This window comes from Actinacidiphila sp. bgisy160 (assembly GCF_965342435.1).
Classification (GTDB): Bacteria; Actinomycetota; Actinomycetes; order Streptomycetales; family Streptomycetaceae; genus Actinacidiphila.
The window spans coordinates 21,175-37,773 of sequence record NZ_CBDRCM010000040.1 but is presented as its reverse complement, the minus strand read 5'-3'; the positions used below and the strand labels follow the sequence as shown (position 1 = coordinate 37,773).

The 16,599-nt window shown below is 71.4% G+C and carries 15 protein-coding genes; 4 read left to right on the top strand and 11 right to left on the bottom strand.

Annotated elements, in window-relative coordinates:
* Nucleotides 1-41: 41 nt before the first annotated feature.
* Complete coding sequence (locus ACRWNP_RS26510; protein WP_431965562.1) at nucleotides 42-2,315, top strand: hypothetical protein; 2,274 nt, start codon at nucleotides 42-44, stop codon at nucleotides 2,313-2,315.
* Between the two features lie 19 nt (nucleotides 2,316-2,334).
* Nucleotides 2,335-3,021 (top strand): hypothetical protein, encoded by a 687-nt coding sequence (locus ACRWNP_RS26505; RefSeq protein ID WP_431965560.1) that lies wholly within the window; start codon nucleotides 2,335-2,337, stop codon nucleotides 3,019-3,021.
* A gap of 91 nt (nucleotides 3,022-3,112) precedes the next feature.
* Here ACRWNP_RS26505 and ACRWNP_RS26500 read toward each other — a convergent pair whose 3' ends face one another.
* From ACRWNP_RS26500 to eccB, 11 genes are all read right to left on the bottom strand, one after another.
* Nucleotides 3,113-4,213: a hypothetical protein gene (locus ACRWNP_RS26500; protein WP_431965613.1), complete on the bottom strand. Its 1,101-nt coding sequence runs from the start codon at nucleotides 4,211-4,213 to the stop codon at nucleotides 3,113-3,115.
* Between the two features lie 2 nt (nucleotides 4,214-4,215).
* Nucleotides 4,216-5,466: a hypothetical protein gene (locus ACRWNP_RS26495; protein WP_431965558.1), complete on the bottom strand. Its 1,251-nt coding sequence runs from the start codon at nucleotides 5,464-5,466 to the stop codon at nucleotides 4,216-4,218.
* A gap of 54 nt (nucleotides 5,467-5,520) precedes the next feature.
* Nucleotides 5,521-5,808: a WXG100 family type VII secretion target gene (locus tag ACRWNP_RS26490; RefSeq protein ID WP_431965556.1), complete on the bottom strand. Its 288-nt coding sequence runs from the start codon at nucleotides 5,806-5,808 to the stop codon at nucleotides 5,521-5,523.
* Nucleotides 5,809-5,845: 37 nt separating this feature from the next.
* Nucleotides 5,846-6,571 (bottom strand): hypothetical protein, encoded by a 726-nt coding sequence (locus tag ACRWNP_RS26485; RefSeq protein ID WP_431965554.1) that lies wholly within the window; start codon nucleotides 6,569-6,571, stop codon nucleotides 5,846-5,848.
* Between the two features lie 138 nt (nucleotides 6,572-6,709).
* A complete protein-coding gene (locus tag ACRWNP_RS26480) occupies nucleotides 6,710-8,068 on the bottom strand; it encodes a S8 family serine peptidase (RefSeq protein WP_431965552.1) in 1,359 nt (452 codons plus the stop codon).
* Nucleotides 8,069-8,151: 83 nt separating this feature from the next.
* The gene (locus ACRWNP_RS26475) at nucleotides 8,152-9,618 is read right to left on the bottom strand and encodes a hypothetical protein (RefSeq protein ID WP_431965550.1); all 1,467 of its coding nucleotides are present in this window, start codon (nucleotides 9,616-9,618) and stop codon (nucleotides 8,152-8,154) included.
* Nucleotides 9,619-9,699: 81 nt separating this feature from the next.
* A complete protein-coding gene (locus ACRWNP_RS26470) occupies nucleotides 9,700-10,020 on the bottom strand; it encodes a hypothetical protein (RefSeq protein WP_431965549.1) in 321 nt (106 codons plus the stop codon).
* Nucleotides 10,021-10,042: 22 nt separating this feature from the next.
* Nucleotides 10,043-11,314 carry a type VII secretion-associated serine protease mycosin gene (gene mycP / locus ACRWNP_RS26465; RefSeq protein WP_431965547.1) on the bottom strand — a complete coding sequence of 424 codons (1,272 nt, stop codon included), beginning with the start codon at nucleotides 11,312-11,314 and terminating at the stop codon, nucleotides 10,043-10,045.
* A 115-nt stretch (nucleotides 11,315-11,429) separates the two neighbouring features.
* Nucleotides 11,430-11,720, bottom strand: a complete 291-nt coding sequence (locus tag ACRWNP_RS26460) for a WXG100 family type VII secretion target (protein WP_431965545.1) — start codon at nucleotides 11,718-11,720, stop codon at nucleotides 11,430-11,432.
* A gap of 74 nt (nucleotides 11,721-11,794) precedes the next feature.
* Nucleotides 11,795-12,121, bottom strand: coding sequence for a WXG100 family type VII secretion target (locus ACRWNP_RS26455; RefSeq protein WP_431965543.1), 327 nt, complete (start codon nucleotides 12,119-12,121; stop codon nucleotides 11,795-11,797).
* 229 nt (nucleotides 12,122-12,350) lie between these two features.
* Nucleotides 12,351-13,883, bottom strand: a complete 1,533-nt coding sequence (eccB, locus tag ACRWNP_RS26450) for a type VII secretion protein EccB (RefSeq protein ID WP_431965541.1) — start codon at nucleotides 13,881-13,883, stop codon at nucleotides 12,351-12,353.
* Between the two features lie 267 nt (nucleotides 13,884-14,150).
* Between eccB and eccE the strand changes: the two genes are divergently transcribed.
* Both eccE and ACRWNP_RS26440 read left to right on the top strand, forming a co-directional pair.
* The gene (eccE, locus tag ACRWNP_RS26445) at nucleotides 14,151-15,488 is read left to right on the top strand and encodes a type VII secretion protein EccE (RefSeq protein WP_431965539.1); all 1,338 of its coding nucleotides are present in this window, start codon (nucleotides 14,151-14,153) and stop codon (nucleotides 15,486-15,488) included.
* Complete coding sequence (locus ACRWNP_RS26440; protein ID WP_431965537.1) at nucleotides 15,488-16,333, top strand: hypothetical protein; 846 nt, start codon at nucleotides 15,488-15,490, stop codon at nucleotides 16,331-16,333. The genes eccE and ACRWNP_RS26440 overlap by 1 nt, the downstream gene beginning before the upstream one ends.
* Nucleotides 16,334-16,599 lie beyond the last annotated feature (266 nt).

Here is a 16,599-nt window from a genome sequence, read left to right as displayed (position 1 = left end):
CCCACACCCGTCCGCAGGGACGGACAGGAGCTGACGCACACATGGTGTCCATCCCCTACCTCGACAAGGCCGACCTCGGCCCACTGGCCGACGCCGCCGCCTCGTGGGGCGCGCTGCCCGCCAAGTACGAGGCCCTCCAGCACGAGTTCGAGCAGCGCGTCATCAACCACCTCAAAGGCCACTGGGAGGGCGACGCCGCGACCGCGGCCTTCGCCACCATGGGCAAGGCCCGCACCGAGTACGAGAACGCCGCCACCGAGGCCGGCCGGGTCGCCAAACTGCTCCAGGACGCCCATACCGAGTTCTCCCATTACCAGAGGCAGTTGCGCACCCTGCTCGACGAGGCCCGCCGCGACAGCTTCCGCGTCTGCGATGACGGCGCGATCCAGGACGTCGACTCCCGCTGGGACAGCCCGACCGCCTCCGCCTCCCCGGGCTTCGCCACCGAGCGCAAGGAGAAGCTGGACTCGCTGTCCGCACGCCTGAAGAGCGTGCTCGAACAGGCCACCGCCGCCGACGAGGCCGCGAGCGCCGCCCTCGAGCGCGACGCCAACGGCGACAGCAGATCGTTCAACACCAGCGTCTACACCAGCCTCGACGCCGTGGAGATCGACCAGGCCACCGCCATCGCCGCCAAGGGCGACCAGGCGACGGACGCCGAACTCGACAAGCTGAACCGGATCCTCCACGCCAACAGCAAGGACTCCGACTTCACCACCGGCTTCTACGACAGGCTCGGGCCGCGCAAGACCCTGGACTTCTACGCGAACCTCACCGCCCAGGCCGACGAGGAACCGGACTCCAAGCGCTTCAAGGAAGTGCAGGAACTCCAGAAGAACCTCGGCTACTCCCTGGCCACCGCCACCGACCCGGACAAGCAGCCACACCTGTCCGACGCGTGGAACGCGGAGCTGCGCGCCCAGGGCGCCCAGAAGTTCACGGTCAGCGACAACCCCGGCTACCCGTACCAGCCGTACGGCTACCAGGTCCTGGGCGGCATCCTGCGGTACGGCGAGTACGACTCGCGCTTCCTCACGCCGATCGCGCAGCACGCGGTCTCCCTGGAAGCGGAGAACCCCGGCATCTGGATCGAGAACTCCCCGCGCGGTTCGCTGAACGAGGACATCACGTCCAACCCCTCCGGCAAGGGCGGCGACGGCTTCGACCCCATGACCGGCATCCTGGAGGGCCTCGGCCACAGCCCCGGGGCGGCCGAGGACTTCTTCACCGGCGACGTGGTCGCCTACCACCGCGACGGCACCGTCGATCCGGACGGGGAGGTCAGGGTGGACCACGGCGACGGGAAGAAGGACGTCGGCTCCTACCTGGACTACTTCACCGACCCCGACCGCGACTGGGTCCCCGACACGGCCAGCCGCGACCTCGACGAGAGCGCCAAGGCCACCGCGCACGGCCCCGACGCCCTGGGCCACGCCCTGGAGGCGGCGACCAGCGGCGTGGCGTACGACTACGAGGGCTCGGACATGCCCGAGCACAGCCAGGCGCAGGCCGGGCTGGTGAACGACATCGTGGAGAAGTTCGGCGGCGAGGGCGGCGGTGAACTCCTCAACGGCAAGGACGGCGCGCCCCTGGAGCCGATGCGCGACAGCCTGGGGCACATCGCGGCCGGCTACATGGGTGACGTCCAGCGGGGTGTCTCGGGGGACGACGACCTGCCCGTTCACGGAGCGTCCGCGCATCTCGACCGGGCCGCCACGCAGGCCTTCCTCGCGGAGGTCGGGCAGGACCCCGACGCCTACCGGGCCATCACCGCGTCCCAGCAGGCGTACACCACGGGTCTGGTGGACCGGGCCATGAACGGGGAGACCGACACCCATGTGCCCGTCAGCGACCGGGTGGCCAGCGCCGTCCACCCGGGGGCGACCGTCGCGGGCATCATGAGCGAGGCACGCGCGGACGCGGTGTGGGACACCAAGCGCGCGGAGGACGAGGACTTCAACAAGAACAGCGAAGACGTCGGCAAATGGGTCGGGCGGGGCGCGGGACTGGTGACCGGCGCGATCAAGGTGCCCGTCGTCGGGGACGTCGCGGGCTGGATGATCGAGGACGTGCAGAGCAGCGTGCTGGAGTCCATCAAGCAGGACAGCTCCACGGAGGCCGAGCACGAGGCCGGACGCGGCTACAGCGACGGCCAGGAGGAGGCCGTGCGGTCCGCCAGGGAGGCGGTACGGCAGGCCGGCGCGCACGGTCACCACGGGACGGAAACCATCAGCGATCTGCAGGACACCGCCGGACGCGAGGCCCAGCAGAGTCACGCGGCCGGCGCCAAGGCCGAGGACTCCCGGCATGGCTGACCACGAGGGAAGACACGCAGTGACGAAGAAGACGGTCCAGGTCCTCACGGGCCTCCTGCTCATGGCGTCCGCGGGTGTCGCCTGCACGTCCGGCCGGGGAACCCAAGCGGGGCCCCCGAGCCCGTCGTCCTCGCCCGCGCTGCCCGCCGGGCTCTGCGGCACCTCGGTGTCCACGAAGCCGATAGCCCTGTTCCATCAGCCGCCCCGCTCCGAGGTCGTGGAGACCGAGAGCGGCGGAGGCGGCCTCAAGGCACCGCTCACGGAGCGGTCGGTGGGCGAGGACGGGGAGTACTGCTCGCTGCTCATCGACGGCGAGGCCGTCCAGATCCGGTCCGCCCTGCGCGAGGACCTCATCGACGAACAGGCCGTCGCCCAGCGGGTGAGAGCCGGCGGTGCCGCCCTCGACTGGGGCCCGGCCCGTGGCTACGTCACCTCCGGCGGCGGCACGGAACTCGCCGCCCTGACCGCCCCCTGCACGCTCGCCGGCACCGCGCCGGGCCAGGGGGAGAAGGGCGGGTACGCCCTGTACATCAGTGTCGCCGCCCCGGCCCTGCGCGAAGGCGAAGAGGAGGCCCGCAAGGCGCGCGAGGCCATGGCGGAGCTCGCCGCCGACGCCGCGCGCTACGTGGCGGGGCACTCCGCGAAGTGCCTCGACGCCGATGCCCTTCCCCGTACGGCTCCGACCCTGAAGCGGTCCGCGGGCTGACCGGGCGTGATCCGCGCCGCCGCGCGGGGCGATGGACGGCGGCGCGGGGCCGCACGGCACGGACCCGGCCGCCCGTCGGGGGCGCGGGAGGTCAGCCGAACGCCGAACCGGACGGGGGCCGGACCGTGCGGTGGCAGGGGGCGAGCACCTCGACGGTGATACGGCCCTCCCCTGCGACGGCCGTCACCGTGACCCGGTGCGCCCCCTCGCCCTCCTCGTGGACGGTCAGGCGCAGCCCGGCCGCGTCGGCGACAGTCCAGCCGCCCTGGGCGGCGAACGCCTCCACCCGCGCGACGGCCGGGGCCAGCAGCGCCTCCTCCACCTCGTCGATCCGCCAGCGGTGGCGGGCCGAGCAGGCGGAACGCAGTCCCTTTCCCCAGCAATCGGGGCAGGTGACCGCCGTCAGCTCGTTCCCCCGGTCCATACGCCCGCGCACGCCGAGCGCGTCCAGGAAGCGGCTGGAGCGGTCGTACAGCCCCCGCGCTACCTCCGGTTCCGGCGCGGGCGGTTCCTGCGGCGCCGGGACCTGCTCGAGGGCGGTGGCCAGCGCCACCTCCTCCTCGGTGCCCCAGTCGAGACCGCGCACGATCTCGGCGAAGAGCTCCGAGTACAGGTCCCAGTCCTCCATGGACGGGGTGCTCAGCTCGAAGGTCACCATCTCCGCGTCGTTGGGCAGCGGGACGTACACCTGGATCAGGCCACGGTCCACGGCAACAGCCTCCCCCGACGGGGAGAGTTCGGCAGGCAGATCGAAGGGCGCGGAGCCGATCCGCACCACTCCCGGCCGGCCGCAGGGGAGTTCGCTGACCTGGACGTCGTCCTCGGGGTAGGCACGCGAGAAGGCGGCGAGCATCTCCGGCACGGCCTCGGCCGCGGTCGTCTCCTCCGGCAGCGGTGTCCGATACACCGCGACGGTGGCCGTGCTGTTGCGGCCGTCCATGTCCAGGACGCAGAAGCCGGCGTAGCAGGCACCCGCGTCACGCAGGTCGCCCATGATGCTCGCGTACAGGAGCGCCATGCGCATCTGCTCGTCCTCGCTGCCGTTCGCGAGGACCTCCTTGGCCGTGGCGACGAGGCGGCGCGCGCCCTCGTCCGGGTCGTCGGTGTCGACGGGCAGCTCGTGGAAGAAGGGCGGCATGAACCAGCCGACGTGCAGCTTCCCGCCGCCCTCGACGGGCACGAGGTCGGTCATGGTCACGCCGCCAGTGCGCTGTGGAACGGGCGGGAGGTCGCCGGGTAGGGCTGGATCGACACGTCGGCCCGCGCCGTCGGCGTGGCCGGCGCGGCGGGGGCCGCGGCGGGTGCCCGTCCCTCGTCCCCGCCGGTCGCCCACTTGTACGCGCCGTGCAGGGCGGAGCCCGTCTTCATGACGAGCTGGGTGCCCACGGTGTTGATCTCCTTGCCGAACATCCCGGCGACCTTGTTCGCCATCTTCATGCTGAGGGGGTTGTTCAGCCCCTCCATGCCGCCCTCCATCATCCGGGCCAGCCGGCCGGTACCCGCGGCAGCCTTCGCCGCCTTGCCGAAGGACAGGAAGCCCTTCACGCCCGCGCCGACACCCGGCATCACGCCCAGCGCATCGAGCCCGATCTTCCACGCGGGTGTGCCGTTGCCGCGCGCGTTGCCCATCCAGTGGCCCGCCAGGGCACCCGCGGCACAGATCACGGAGGCGGTGCCGAGTACGGCGCCGGCCGCCTGGCCGATCACCGGGATGAACTGCATGGCGAGCGCGGCGGCGGCCAGTGCGCTGGAGATGGTCGAGAGCAGGTCCGCGTTCTCCACCAGCCAGTCCTTGAAGTCGCGCCAGGCGCCCGTCAGCCCGTCCAGGGCGCGGTCCCACCAGTGGAGGTCCGGCGGGTGGTTCTCGGAGGCCTTCAGGATCGCCCGTTCCGCCTCACCCGCACGGTCCTTCCAGTTCGCCTGGAGCTTCTCCGCCTGGTCGATGATCTTGTCGAGCGCGTCGACCGCCGCGTTGGCGGCGCTCACCGCGGAACTGCTCTCCTCGCGCAACTGCGCGGCCTCGGCCTCGGTGAGCAGCCTGCCCGAGAGGTTGATCTGGTTGATCCTGTCGTTGACGCGGTCGTTGGCCGCGGTCTTCGCCGCCACCCGCGCACGCGCCTCGACCGCGTCCGACTCCAGGGCCCTCGCCCGCTGCTGGAAGTCGGTGAGCTGCGTGTGCCAGGTGTTGAGGGCCTTGGCGCAGTCGTGCATCGACTGCGTGCCCTGCTTCAGGTACCTGGGCAGTTCCCCGAGCTTGCGCGAGAAGCCCTGCGCCGCCTGGCCCTCCCAGACCCCGTCCGTCCTGCCTATGTCGGTGAGCAGGCGGTGCAGGTCGTCCAGTTCGTCACCGACCGACTTCACGTCGTACGCCAGCGACTGGACGGTGTGCAGTTCGCCCTTGGCGGGATTGAAGCCCAGCCCGGGCCAGTTCGCGTCCGAACCCATCTCTTCCCCGTTCTCCCCGTTCTCCCGGTACCGTTCCCTGTGGCCGGCCGACGGCTACTTGCCGTCGAAGACCTTCTTCGTCTCGTCCTCGTTGGCGGTGTACGCCTCCAGCGTCAGCTCGAGCTTGTCGTGCATCGTCTTGGAGGCGTCGGCGATCCGCTTGATGCCGTCACCCCACTGCGACTGGAACTCGTCGCAGGCGTCGTCCAGGTCGTCGGTGCCCAGGCCGTTGGGCCCGACCTTCTTGAGCCGCTCGCAGACCCCGCGCATGCGGTCGTCGGCCTGGTCCAGCTTGTTGACCAGGTCCCGCATGCGATCGACGTCGATCCTGAAGTCGGACATCTGTCTCCCCGTGGTCATTCCGAAGTTCCCCGGACGGTCAGCGGTCCGAGGCGTGCAGTACCGCCTGCGCGAGGGCGAGGCGGTGGTCGATGCGGTCCGGCTCGATCCGGTAGCGCGGGCCTTTGAAGCCGAGCCCGCCACCGCCCCCCGCGGCCCGCCAGCGCGTACGGACCGGACCGGTGAGCCGGACGGCCCAGTCCGCGCGGCCGCCGTCCAGCAGGGCGTCCACGTACGAGTACGCCACCAGGACCAGCCACAGCGGGAACCACGCCGGCGACAGCAGGACGTACGCCGCCCAGGCGCTGCGCGGGCCGACCGCGCCGGTCCACGTGGGCCCGAGGACCGCCTCCGCGGTCCACCGCACCCGCCGGGGCGGCAGGAAGCCGCCCGCCCGCCGGGTCAGCCGCCCCAGCGGCGCACCATCGCCGGCCCGCACCTCGTACGCCTGCGGGCCCACGGGATGCACCGTGCACACCGTCGCCCCGTCACCGGCACCGACCAACGCGAACCCAGGCCACGTCCCGTCCGCCGCTCGCCCCGCCCCCGCCATGACGTGGACGTCGGCCACGACACCGCCCCGCGCGCCGCCCTCCCCCGTCCGCTCGACGGTCGCCGCGGGGGCGCCGTCCGCCGCCCTCCGCTCGTGACCCGCCAGCCCACGGGCGCTGACGAACACCGAGTACGGCGCCCGGTCGACGGCCGCGCCTTGCGGGGGAACGACGTACTGGTGGTTGCTCGCACTGCCCGGGTTCGTCGGGTTCATCTCCGCCTCTGCTCGTGGGGGAGGGGGCGCGATGTCGCCGGCCCGGCGGCGTGGCGAATGGCCGCCCGCGCCGGCCGTGGTCCGGAAGACGTGGACTGCACCCCGTTTGCCGTTCACAGGGCCGCTATCGGGCCCCGGCTACTGGTTCGACCACTGTCCCGGGCCCTGCGGCTGCTGCTGGTACGGATTGCCGCCCTGGCCCGGGTGCTGCTGCTGGTGCGGCGTCCGGCCGTACTGCGGCTGACCGCTGCCGCCCCAACCCGCGGGTGTGCCGGGCCCGCCCGGGCCGCCACCGTTGTTGCCCTTGTTGCGGCGCGCGAGCTTCACGATCAGGAAGACGACGAGGGCGAGCACCAGGAGACCCACCAGGCCGATCACGCTGAGCGCGATGACCTGCTTGCGGTCGGCGGCCGCCTGCTCGTCATCGCTCATGCCCCCGCCGGTGGTGTCGGGCGCGGAGGCGGAGGGATTGTCCGTGGCGCCCGTGCCGTCACCGCTCTGCCCGGCCTGCAGCGACTCCGGCACCTTGAGGGGCCCGTAGGTTGGCCCCGCGGGGATGTCCCGGGTGAGCGCCGCGAGGGGCTGGATGTAGCCGTAGCCGTAGTGCTCGTCGGGAAGGGAGAGTCCCTTCTCCGACGCGGGCAGGCCGGCGGACCTGGTCAGGCGGTTGACGATCTGCCCGGCGCTCAGGTCCGGGAACTTGGCCCGGAGGAGGGCCGCAGCCGCGGATACGAACGCGCTCGAGTCCGAGGTCCCGGTGCCGGAGCGGTAGGCCGCGTTGTTCTTGCCGCCGGCGCTCACGATGAAGGTTCCGGGTGCCGAAAGCAGCAGCGCGGAGCCGAAGTTGGACTTCTCCCAGATTTCACCGTTGTTCTTGACTCCGCCCACCGCGATCGCACCGGGGTGACCCGCCGGGTAGCTCACCTCGGAACCCTCGTTGCCGGAGGCAGCGACCACGACGACGTTCTTCTTGAGTGCGTAGGCGACGGCATCCGCCTCCGCCTCGACCTTGGCCGCGCCTCCGGACGAGACGTTGATGACGGAGGCTCCGTGGTCGACGGCATAACGGATCGACTCGGCGAACCCGCTGTCGCGATGTCCGTCGTCGCGGATGTCGAGGATCTTGGCCTCGGGAGCGAGCCCCATGACGCCGTCGGCCCCACCCGCGCCGTGGCCATGGGCGGCGATGATCGAGGCCATGGCGGTGCCGTGATCGTCGCCGGGGTCGGGAGCGGTGGACCCGCCGTCGATGAAGTCCTTCCCCTCGATCACATTGCCCTTGAGGTCGACGTGACCGGCATTGACACCGGAGTCGATGACAGCGACGGTGACGCCTTTGCCCTTCGAGACCTTCCAGATGGATGCCGCGTCGAAGGCCTCCAGCGGCCACTGGTCTTCTCTGGTCTGGTCCGCCGAAGCGGCCGGTGCAGCGGCGAAGATCAGCGCACCCGCGAGCACAACGCCGCCCACCGAGCGCAGCGTCCGTGTGAAGGCCATCCTTTGTCCTCTCTCAGGCGATGTGGGGGCTGCGGCTTCGCCGGCCGAGCCCCCACACTGTTCTACATGCTGCCGCGTCGTCGCTACTCGATGACCCGGGGAGCGTTGTTGCGCTCGGGCGTCCAGGTCTCCTCGTCCTCGACCAGGTAGTCGGGACGCTCCCCCTCGCGCCCCTCTTCCTCGTCCGCACGGTCGGTCTGGCCGCGGCCCATCATGCGGTTCGCGCCCTTGCCGACGTTGCTGCCGCCGCCGGCTCCCGCCGCGCCACGGCTCCTGTGCAGGCCCGAGCCGCCCGGCGTACCGCGGGTGCCCGAGCCGGTGCCCTTGGCGGCACCGACGACGCCGCCGCCGCGTCGGGCGAGGCTGCCGCCGCGGCCGGCGGCCGCGCCGCCCCTGCCGCCCGCACCTGCCCCCGCGCCACCGGCGCCCGGCATACCGCTCCGGCCCGCGGCGCCACCACGACCGGCGCCACCCGCACCCGCGCCGCCCGCCATGGCGCCGCGCCCACCGAGGCCGCCCAGAACACCCGCGCCGGCACCGCCGTAACCACCGGCACCGGCCGTGCCTCCGGTACCCACGCCGCCGGCACCGCCGGCTCCGCCTCCGACGCCCGCGGTCCCGCCGCCGTACCCGCCGGCGCCGGTCGTGCCCCCGGCGATGCCGTCGATTGCAGTGCCGACCTGCGGCTTGGTGCTGGCCACCGGCTTCTGCACGCCACCGGTGATGCCGGATTCACGCGGCGACTGCACGTCACGCGACGGCGTGAGGGTGCCGGTGGTGCCTCCCGTCCTGCCGCGGCCTGCGTCGCTGGGACGGGGACTGCCGACCTCGGCAGGAATCGGCATGGGCACGGGGGCGACGCCGCCCGGGTCACCCGGGTAGTCGTCCTTCTCGTCGTAACGCTTGGGCATCGGCTTCTTCGTCCACGACCCCATCGACATGGACTGCGCGTTGTAGCCCGCGCCGAGCTGCTCCATCTTCACAGCCATCTCGAGCTGCGCTTCCTTGCCCGCCGACAGCGAACCGCGGTTCTTGTCGAGGGCGGACTGCGTGCCCATCCCGTTGCCGAGGTCGGCGTGAAGCTGCGCGTCGCTGCGGTCGAACCCGTCGCCGAGGGCGTCGCCCCAGCTGGACAGGGTGCCGGGCTTCTCCATCGCGTCGACCTGCGGCTTGATCGCCTTCAGGATGGACGCCGCGTTGGTCATCGCCTGCGACGTGTACCGTGCGTACGTCGAGCAGTCGCTGATCATCTTGCTGATGACCCTGGCCTGGGCCTTGAAGCCCTCGGCCGCCGCGCCGTCCCAGTGCTGGGTGATGTGCTCGACCGCCGCGTCGAACACCGACTTGGCGCTGCCCGAACCCACGACCAGCTGGTCGTGCACGTCCATCCAGCCCTTGGCGCAGGACTCGACCTCGACATGGTCGGCGTTGGCGAGCATGCCCTTCATCTGGTCCATGTTCTTGCTGCCGGCGAAGTCGGTGGTGTGCTCACCGGCGTAGCACTGGGTCGGGGCGTTGTACTCGTAGTACGTCCCCGCGTTGTCAGTCATGGTGCGTTACCCCCTTGGCGACCGGCACGACGTTCCTCACTGCCCTGACTGCTGCGGCCTCGGCGACGCTCATGGCCCCGTTCACCGACCGGACCCGGACATGCCGCCCTGCGCGTCGTACTCGGCGTCCGAATAGTGGCCGTGGACCTTCTTCGTCTTGTCGCCGAAATCGTTCATGACACCGTGGATGTAGGTGACGACCGCCTCGATGTGCGTCTTCATGTCCTCGTGCGCACGCGCCAGCTTCTCGGCCTCTTCGAAACCGGCGCCGAGCGCGCCGGGCGGCAGGTAGGTGTCGTTCTTGGCGCAGACGTTGGCCACACCCAGCTGGCTGATGACGCCGTTGAGCTTGGTGATCGTGTCCTCAAGCTCACTCAGATCGACCTTGTACTGGTCACTCATCGTGTCGCTTCCCCGTTCCTACTCATGTGTTGATCCCTCGCTTGCGACGCCAGTCGCCGAGCACCACGCCGCCGCCCACGAGCAGCGCGACACCGCCGACCGCGCCGCCGACCGTGTACACGGCGTAGCGCTCGGTGCGTTCCTGGGGGCTCTCGCCGAGGATGACGGTCGCCGCCTCGATCTTCTCCCGGGCGCCGGCGTTGACGACGGGGTCCGGCGTCGGGGCGTCCTTCGGGGTGGTGGCGTCGTCGTTGACGGCGGCCACGGGGTCGATCACGCCCCAGCCGACGAAATCGTCGCGGCCCGGCTTGCTGCGGTCCGCGGTCTGCTCGATCTGGGTGATGACCTGGCGGTAGCTCCAGTCCGGGTGCTTGGCCCGGATGAGGGCGGCGACACCGGAGACGTACGGCGCGGAGAAGCTGGTGCCCTGGTCGATGCAGTGGCCGCCGAAGGGGACGGTGGAGACCATGTCGACGCCGGGGGCGGCGATGCCCACGAAGGGGCCGGGCTGGGAGAAGTTGGCGCGGGCGTTGTCGCGGTCGGAGGCGCCGACCGCGAGGACGCCGTCGTAGGAGGCGGGGTAGGTCAGCTTGACCTGGCCACCGGCGCCGTCGTTGCCGGCGGAGGCGACGATCAGGGCGTCGCGCTCCTGGGCGTACCTGACGGCCTGCTCCAGCGCCGAGTTGGGCGGCATCGCCGTGGCGGTGTCCTGCGAGATGTTGATGACCTGGGCGCCGGCGTCCGCGGCGTACTTGATCGCTTCGACCATCGTCCTGACCGTGCCGCCGCCCTGGTTGTCGTTCTGGCGGATGGCGAGGATCGACGCGCGCGGGGCGATGCCGACGAAGCCGGTTTCCCTGGAGGGCCGGGCGGCGATGATGCCGGCGACCTTGGTGCCGTGGCCGACCGGGTCCTTGGTGCCGTCGTTCGTCCTGCCCCGCTCGATCAGGTCCTTGCCGCCGCGGAACTGGATGGCGGTGGCGAGCTGCCGGTTGTTCTTGTCGACGCCGGTGTCGATGACGGCGACCTTCACCCCGAGACCCTGGGTGTCCTTCCACAGCTGGTCCAGGACGATGCGCTGCAGCGACCACGGCGTGCCCTTGATCACGTCGGACGGGAACGAGCACTGGGTGTCGTCGATCTGGAAGCGCTCGGCGTCGCCGTCGTCGGCGATGACCGTGCGTACGTCGCCGGCGGACGACGCCGAGGCGACGCCGGAGGCCGGCGGGCCGAAGGCGGCGAGCGCCGCTGTCGCGGCGATTGCGGCGGTGCGCCTCACGGCGTGCGATCCCATTGGTGTTCCGTCCTCCCGTTGTGCGCGGTTCGTGGTCAAACCGCCGATGAGGGCGAGCACGTACGTCTTCCGTACACGCCCGCCCTCATCACGTATTACGCGGCCAGGCGCGCAATCAGCCCCAGATCTGCCGGTTCTTGTTCTCGGTGGCCTGGTAGTTCTGCGCGGCCGTGTCGAGGGCACGGGCGATGGCCTCCAGCGTCTGGTGCATGGACGCGGCGCGCTGGTCCCACTCGGTCTGCTTGGCGCGGTAGGCCTCCTGCGCGGAGCCCTCCCACGTGGTCGCGATCTTCTTGACGCCGGACTCGAGGTCGTCCAGCTGGCGCTTGATGTTGTTGGCCGTCGTACGCACGTCGCTCGCGGCCTGGGAGATGGTCTGGAAGTTGACCAGGATCTGCCCGGACATGTGATGTCTCCTCAGATGTTGGATTCGGATGCGTGATCCGGCCGGCGCGGCGTCAGATCACCGCGCGGGGAAGGTCATCCGAACGGGTTGCCGCCCTGCGCCGAGATGCCCTGGATGGACGCGCGCTGCTCCTCTTCGGAGGCGGAGTAGTTCTTGGTGCTCGCGTCCACGGCTTCCTTGATGTCGCCCAGGATCTGGTTGATCTTGTTGGCGTCCTCGTTCACCTGCGTCTGCAGGTTGTTGTACGCCGTCGCGGCGGAGCCCTTCCACCCGGAGGTGATCGTGTCGATCACGGTCTGGAGGCGGCGGATCTCGCCCTGGATCGAGGAGTTGACCGTGGAGATGCGGTTGCTGAAAGCAACCATCTCCTCCTCGGTCATGGTGAACTGCTGTCCAGCCATGTGTCGCGTCCCCCATGAGACGTAGAAGATCGGATTCGACGTACATCGGAAGATGTCGCCGGTCTTCAACTCTAGCCAATAGCAGTGACAAGGCGAACAGGTACCCGGATCCGTATCGGGATCCTGACCTTCATCACCAAACCCTCACGTTGGCACGAGAGTTGATGGCGTGGCCAATGGATTGTCAAATACTCAATCAATATCCGTGAAGCCTTGCGGAAATGCCAGTTCAGGAGCCCTGGGCCTGTTTTGCGGCGTTCACGTCGAGCGTCGGTCCGCTCGCGAGAAGGTCCGACCAGATCCGCGGCACCGGCACCGGGGAGTTCTTCGCGTAGCCGAGCTTGGTCTGCACGACGCCGACCGCGTCGTCCTGCTTGGCGGCGCCGCCGCTGTCGCTGTCGCCGGTCGTCGGCACCGAGTAACGCAGTCCGGTGTCGGTGACCAGGAAGATGGACCCGATGCGCTTGTCGGTGCCGTCGTACGCCTTGTAGAAGAGGCCGCTACCCGGCGAGACGTAGGTGTTCGTACCGCTCTGCGCCACGTCCCGGGGGAACTTCCTCCCGGCCCACATCGTCATCGCCGGCTTCTTGGTCAGCTTGTCGTCGACCCCGCCGTACACGCTGCAGGCGACCTTGCGGCCGTCCTTCTCGTCCTGGGTGTTGGCCTGCGTGACCGCCTTCTGCGGCCAGCCGAGGTCGTCCATGAAGGTCTCGCTCGCCTGGGCCGAGGTGACTTCGCCCACGTTGACGGAGACCGCCTCCGGCGATCCGCTGTACAGCGAGCTCGCCTGAGGGCTGTTCAGCAGCAGCTTCGCCATGAAGTCCGTGACGCGCACGACCCGGTCCCGCTGCACCACGTACTGGTCCTCGTTGGCCTTCAGCACCAGGCCGACCTTCGCGTGCTCGGGGCTCAGGCCCGGCGCGGTGGACGACTCGCCCATGCCGTCGACCGGCGGGAAGGAGATGGCGGCACCCGGCACGTTGTTGAGGGTCGACAGGAAGTCGGCGTCGACCTTCTGCGGCTGCGCCGAGGCGCCGAAGATGACCTGGCGAAGGGTGTTGACCAGTTCGGGCTCCTGCTTCCAGTCGGGGCCGCCGAGCAGGTAGGTGAAGCCCCGGTCCGTCACCAGGTACTGGGCGCCGCCGGGCACCTCGATGTACATGGCCTCGTCGTCCCGGAGCCGGTTCCCGCCCCCGACGAGGGCCGCCTCCTTGGGCTTCTGCTGGTTGATCACGAGGACCGCCCGCTGCGCCGACCGGTCCGTGCCGCCGCCCGGGGTCTCGCACAGCGCCCAGGTCTTGGGCTTGCCGGCGTCGCCCTGACTGGGCAGCCGGTCCGGCGCGTAGGGGATGCCGATGGTGGTGCCGAGCGTCATGCCGCTGTTGTCGAGCACCGACTCCTTGACCTTGATGACCTCGAACTTCTCGGGGTCGAGCAGCAGTCGGGCGGAGGCGAGGTTGAGAACCGGGTGCAGCTGCGCCTCACCGTTGGTCTTCAGCACCACGTAACGGGTGGTGGACTCGTCCCCGACGATGACCTTCTGGGCGGGAGTGTCCCAGCCCTTGGGCGCCGAGGGCTTCAATATGCCCCAGAATCCGAAGCCGACCACGACCAGCAGACCCACGACGAGACTCGGGGCGACCGTCTTCAGCGGTCGCGGCGCGGCCTCCTCCGAACCGTGCGGGGAGGGCTGGAGAAACGCGGCCACCGTGCGCCTCCGCGCGAACGAGTAGGCGTTCAGCTCATCCCTACGTGTCGCCATCCCTGCGTCAACTCCCCGTGTGTCGCTGCCTTGTCGTGGCGTTCCCCGGCCCCGTCGGTCCGCGCGGTGACGGCTGTGGTGAGGGGGACCCCTACTATGCCGTGTGACGATCGCACCGTACGGTACGGGGTAGCGCGATCGGCCCGCCAGCGGCACCCGGAGCGTCCCACCCCGGCAGGGCGAAGCGGACGCGAGCGAGCGCTGGACGACGCCGGACGCCACCCACGCGGCACAGGTACCGGCAGAAGCAGAAGGGTTGTACGGGGGATGACCACCGCGACGAGTTCCCGGCGCAGTCCGGGGGACGAGCCATCGCAACAGTACGCCGGACCACCCGGGAACGGGCGGGGCGACTCCCCCGCGGCGCGGGCCGGGGCGGCGGCCCCGGTGATGACCCGCAGGCCCGGGAGCATAGGCCCGGTGCGGGTGCAGCAGCTCGTGCTGATCGAGCTGGCACTCGCACTGCTGCTGGGCGGCTGGCTGATCCACAAGGTGGCCGGGCCCGTCGTGGCCGCGGTCATCGCCCTGCCGCTGGTGCTGTTCGGCCTGGTGCGGCGGCGCGGCCGCCCGATGCCGGAGTGGATGGCCGCCGCCCGTGCCCTGAAGGCCCGTCAGCGGCGCAACGCCGTCGGCGTCCCGCAGGGCACCGACCCCGGTTTCGTGCCGGTCGTGGAGTGCGACCCGGCACTGCGCACCTACGGGTACACCGACGAGCGCGAACAGCGTGAGATCGGCATGGTCGGCGACGGCACCTTCCTGACGGCCGTCGTCCAGGTGCAGGCGGTCGACGAGCCGCTGCGCCCGGCCCGCGGCGTCCGCTCGCTCCCCCTGGACCTGCTGAACGGCCTGCTGACGGTGGACGACATCCGGCTCGCGTCGGTCCAGGTCGTCCAGCACACGCAGCCCGCGCCCGCCCCGCACCTGCCCCCGCAGGCGGTGGCCGCGCGCTCCTACGCGCCGCTGCAGGCGCAGAGCCAGACGCCGGGGCTGCGGCTCACCTGGATCGCGATCAAACTCGACCCCGAACTCTGCCCCGAGGCGGTGCGGGCGCGCGGCGGCGGCATGGCCGGAGCGCGGCGCGCCCTGCTGCGGGCCGCCGACCACCTGGTGAGCCGGCTGGTGGGCACCGGTCTGGAGGCCCGTGTGCTGACCGAGCCCGAGATCATCGCCGCGGTGGCGACGTCGAGTTGCGTGAACCCGCTCGCCACGACGGGTGGCGCCGCCCTCGACGGCAGCCGCCAGGCGCGCCGTACCTCGGAGAGCGCGCGGGCCTGGCGCTGCGACGACCGCTGGCACACCACGTACTGGGTGAGTCGCTGGCCGCAACTGGGCTCCGGCGCCACCGCGCTGCCCGATCTGGTCGGCCTGCTCACCTCCTCGCCCGCGCTGGCCAGCACCTTCTCGCTGGTCCTCGCACCGGGCGGCAGCCGCGCGGCGCTGCTGTCCGGGTACGTACGGCTGACCGGCCGCAGCGAGAACGAACTGGTGGAGGCGCGCCGCCAGTTGGAGCGCCGCGCCACCGCGTCCCGGCTGGGCCTGGTGCGGCTGGACCGCGAGCAGGTGCCCGGCATCCTCGCCACGCTGCCCCTGGGAGGTACCCGCTGATGCCGGCTCCGACCGTTCCCGCCTTCGGCGGACAGCGCCCCGGCGCGGGCTCCGGCCTCCCCGGCGGCGCCGAACCCCGCCCTTCGCACCTGCCGCAGGGCACCGACCCGCGCGGCTCCTCACTCGCCGGCGCCGGACGGCGCACGCTGCGCGCCGCCTTCGGGCTGCTCGGGCCGCGCCGAGACCGGCACACCCTGCCTCCCGGGCAGCTCTCCGGGCTGTCCCTGCCGATCGGTGACGACGGTGTCGTCATCGGGATCGACGCCGCCAACCAGCCCGCCGTGCTGGCGCTGAGCCGCCCGGCCCGGCTCGACGTGGTGCTGGTCGGCAGCATGTGGCTGGCGCAGGTGCTGTCGCTGCGCGCGGCCGCGACCGGTGCGCGGGTCGCGGTGGAGACCGCCCGGCCCCAGTCGTGGGCGCCGATGGCACAGGCGGCGGGGGGCGGCCAGCAGTGCGTGACGGTGCACGAGGTGGGGCGGATCGCCCCGCAGGGTCCCTCGGTGCACAGCCCCGTCGTCATCGTCCGTGACTGCGGCGCCCGTCCGCCGCGCAGCCGGGTGGCGGCGCAGTCCTGGCAGTCGGTCGTGACCCTGCTGCCGTACCTCGGGCCCACGGCCCCGCGGTTGCTCGCCGGCGCCGACGTGGTCGGGCTGCAGCGGGTCTCTCCCCAGGAGGCCGAGGTCATCGGCCGGGTCATGGGGCTGTCGGAGGCCGACGTGGCCGCGCTGCCGACGCTCGGCGACAACGTGACGATGTGGTGCACGCGCAAGCACCGGCAGTTCGTGATGACGCAGCCCACCGACGCGGAGTCCGGCCTTCTCGGCCCGGCCCGGCGCGTGGACTGATCCGGGGCCGGCCCGGCGGGGCGTTCCGGACGCGCTCGTGCCGCGGCGGTTTCCGCGCCGCGGCACGGGGCATGGGGCTCAGGGGTCCCGGGGTCCGCAGCGGTCGCGTCAACCCGCCGGCAGCACGGCCCTCGTGGGGGGCAAAGGGGGCATCACCGCGGCGTGCCGGTCGTCATGCCGCCGGCGCTTGCCCTACCGGCGGGCCGGGTGATTAGGCTCTTCGGGTGAGCCGCCGGCGGCTGTGCCGCGGGAACTCCGAGACGGGG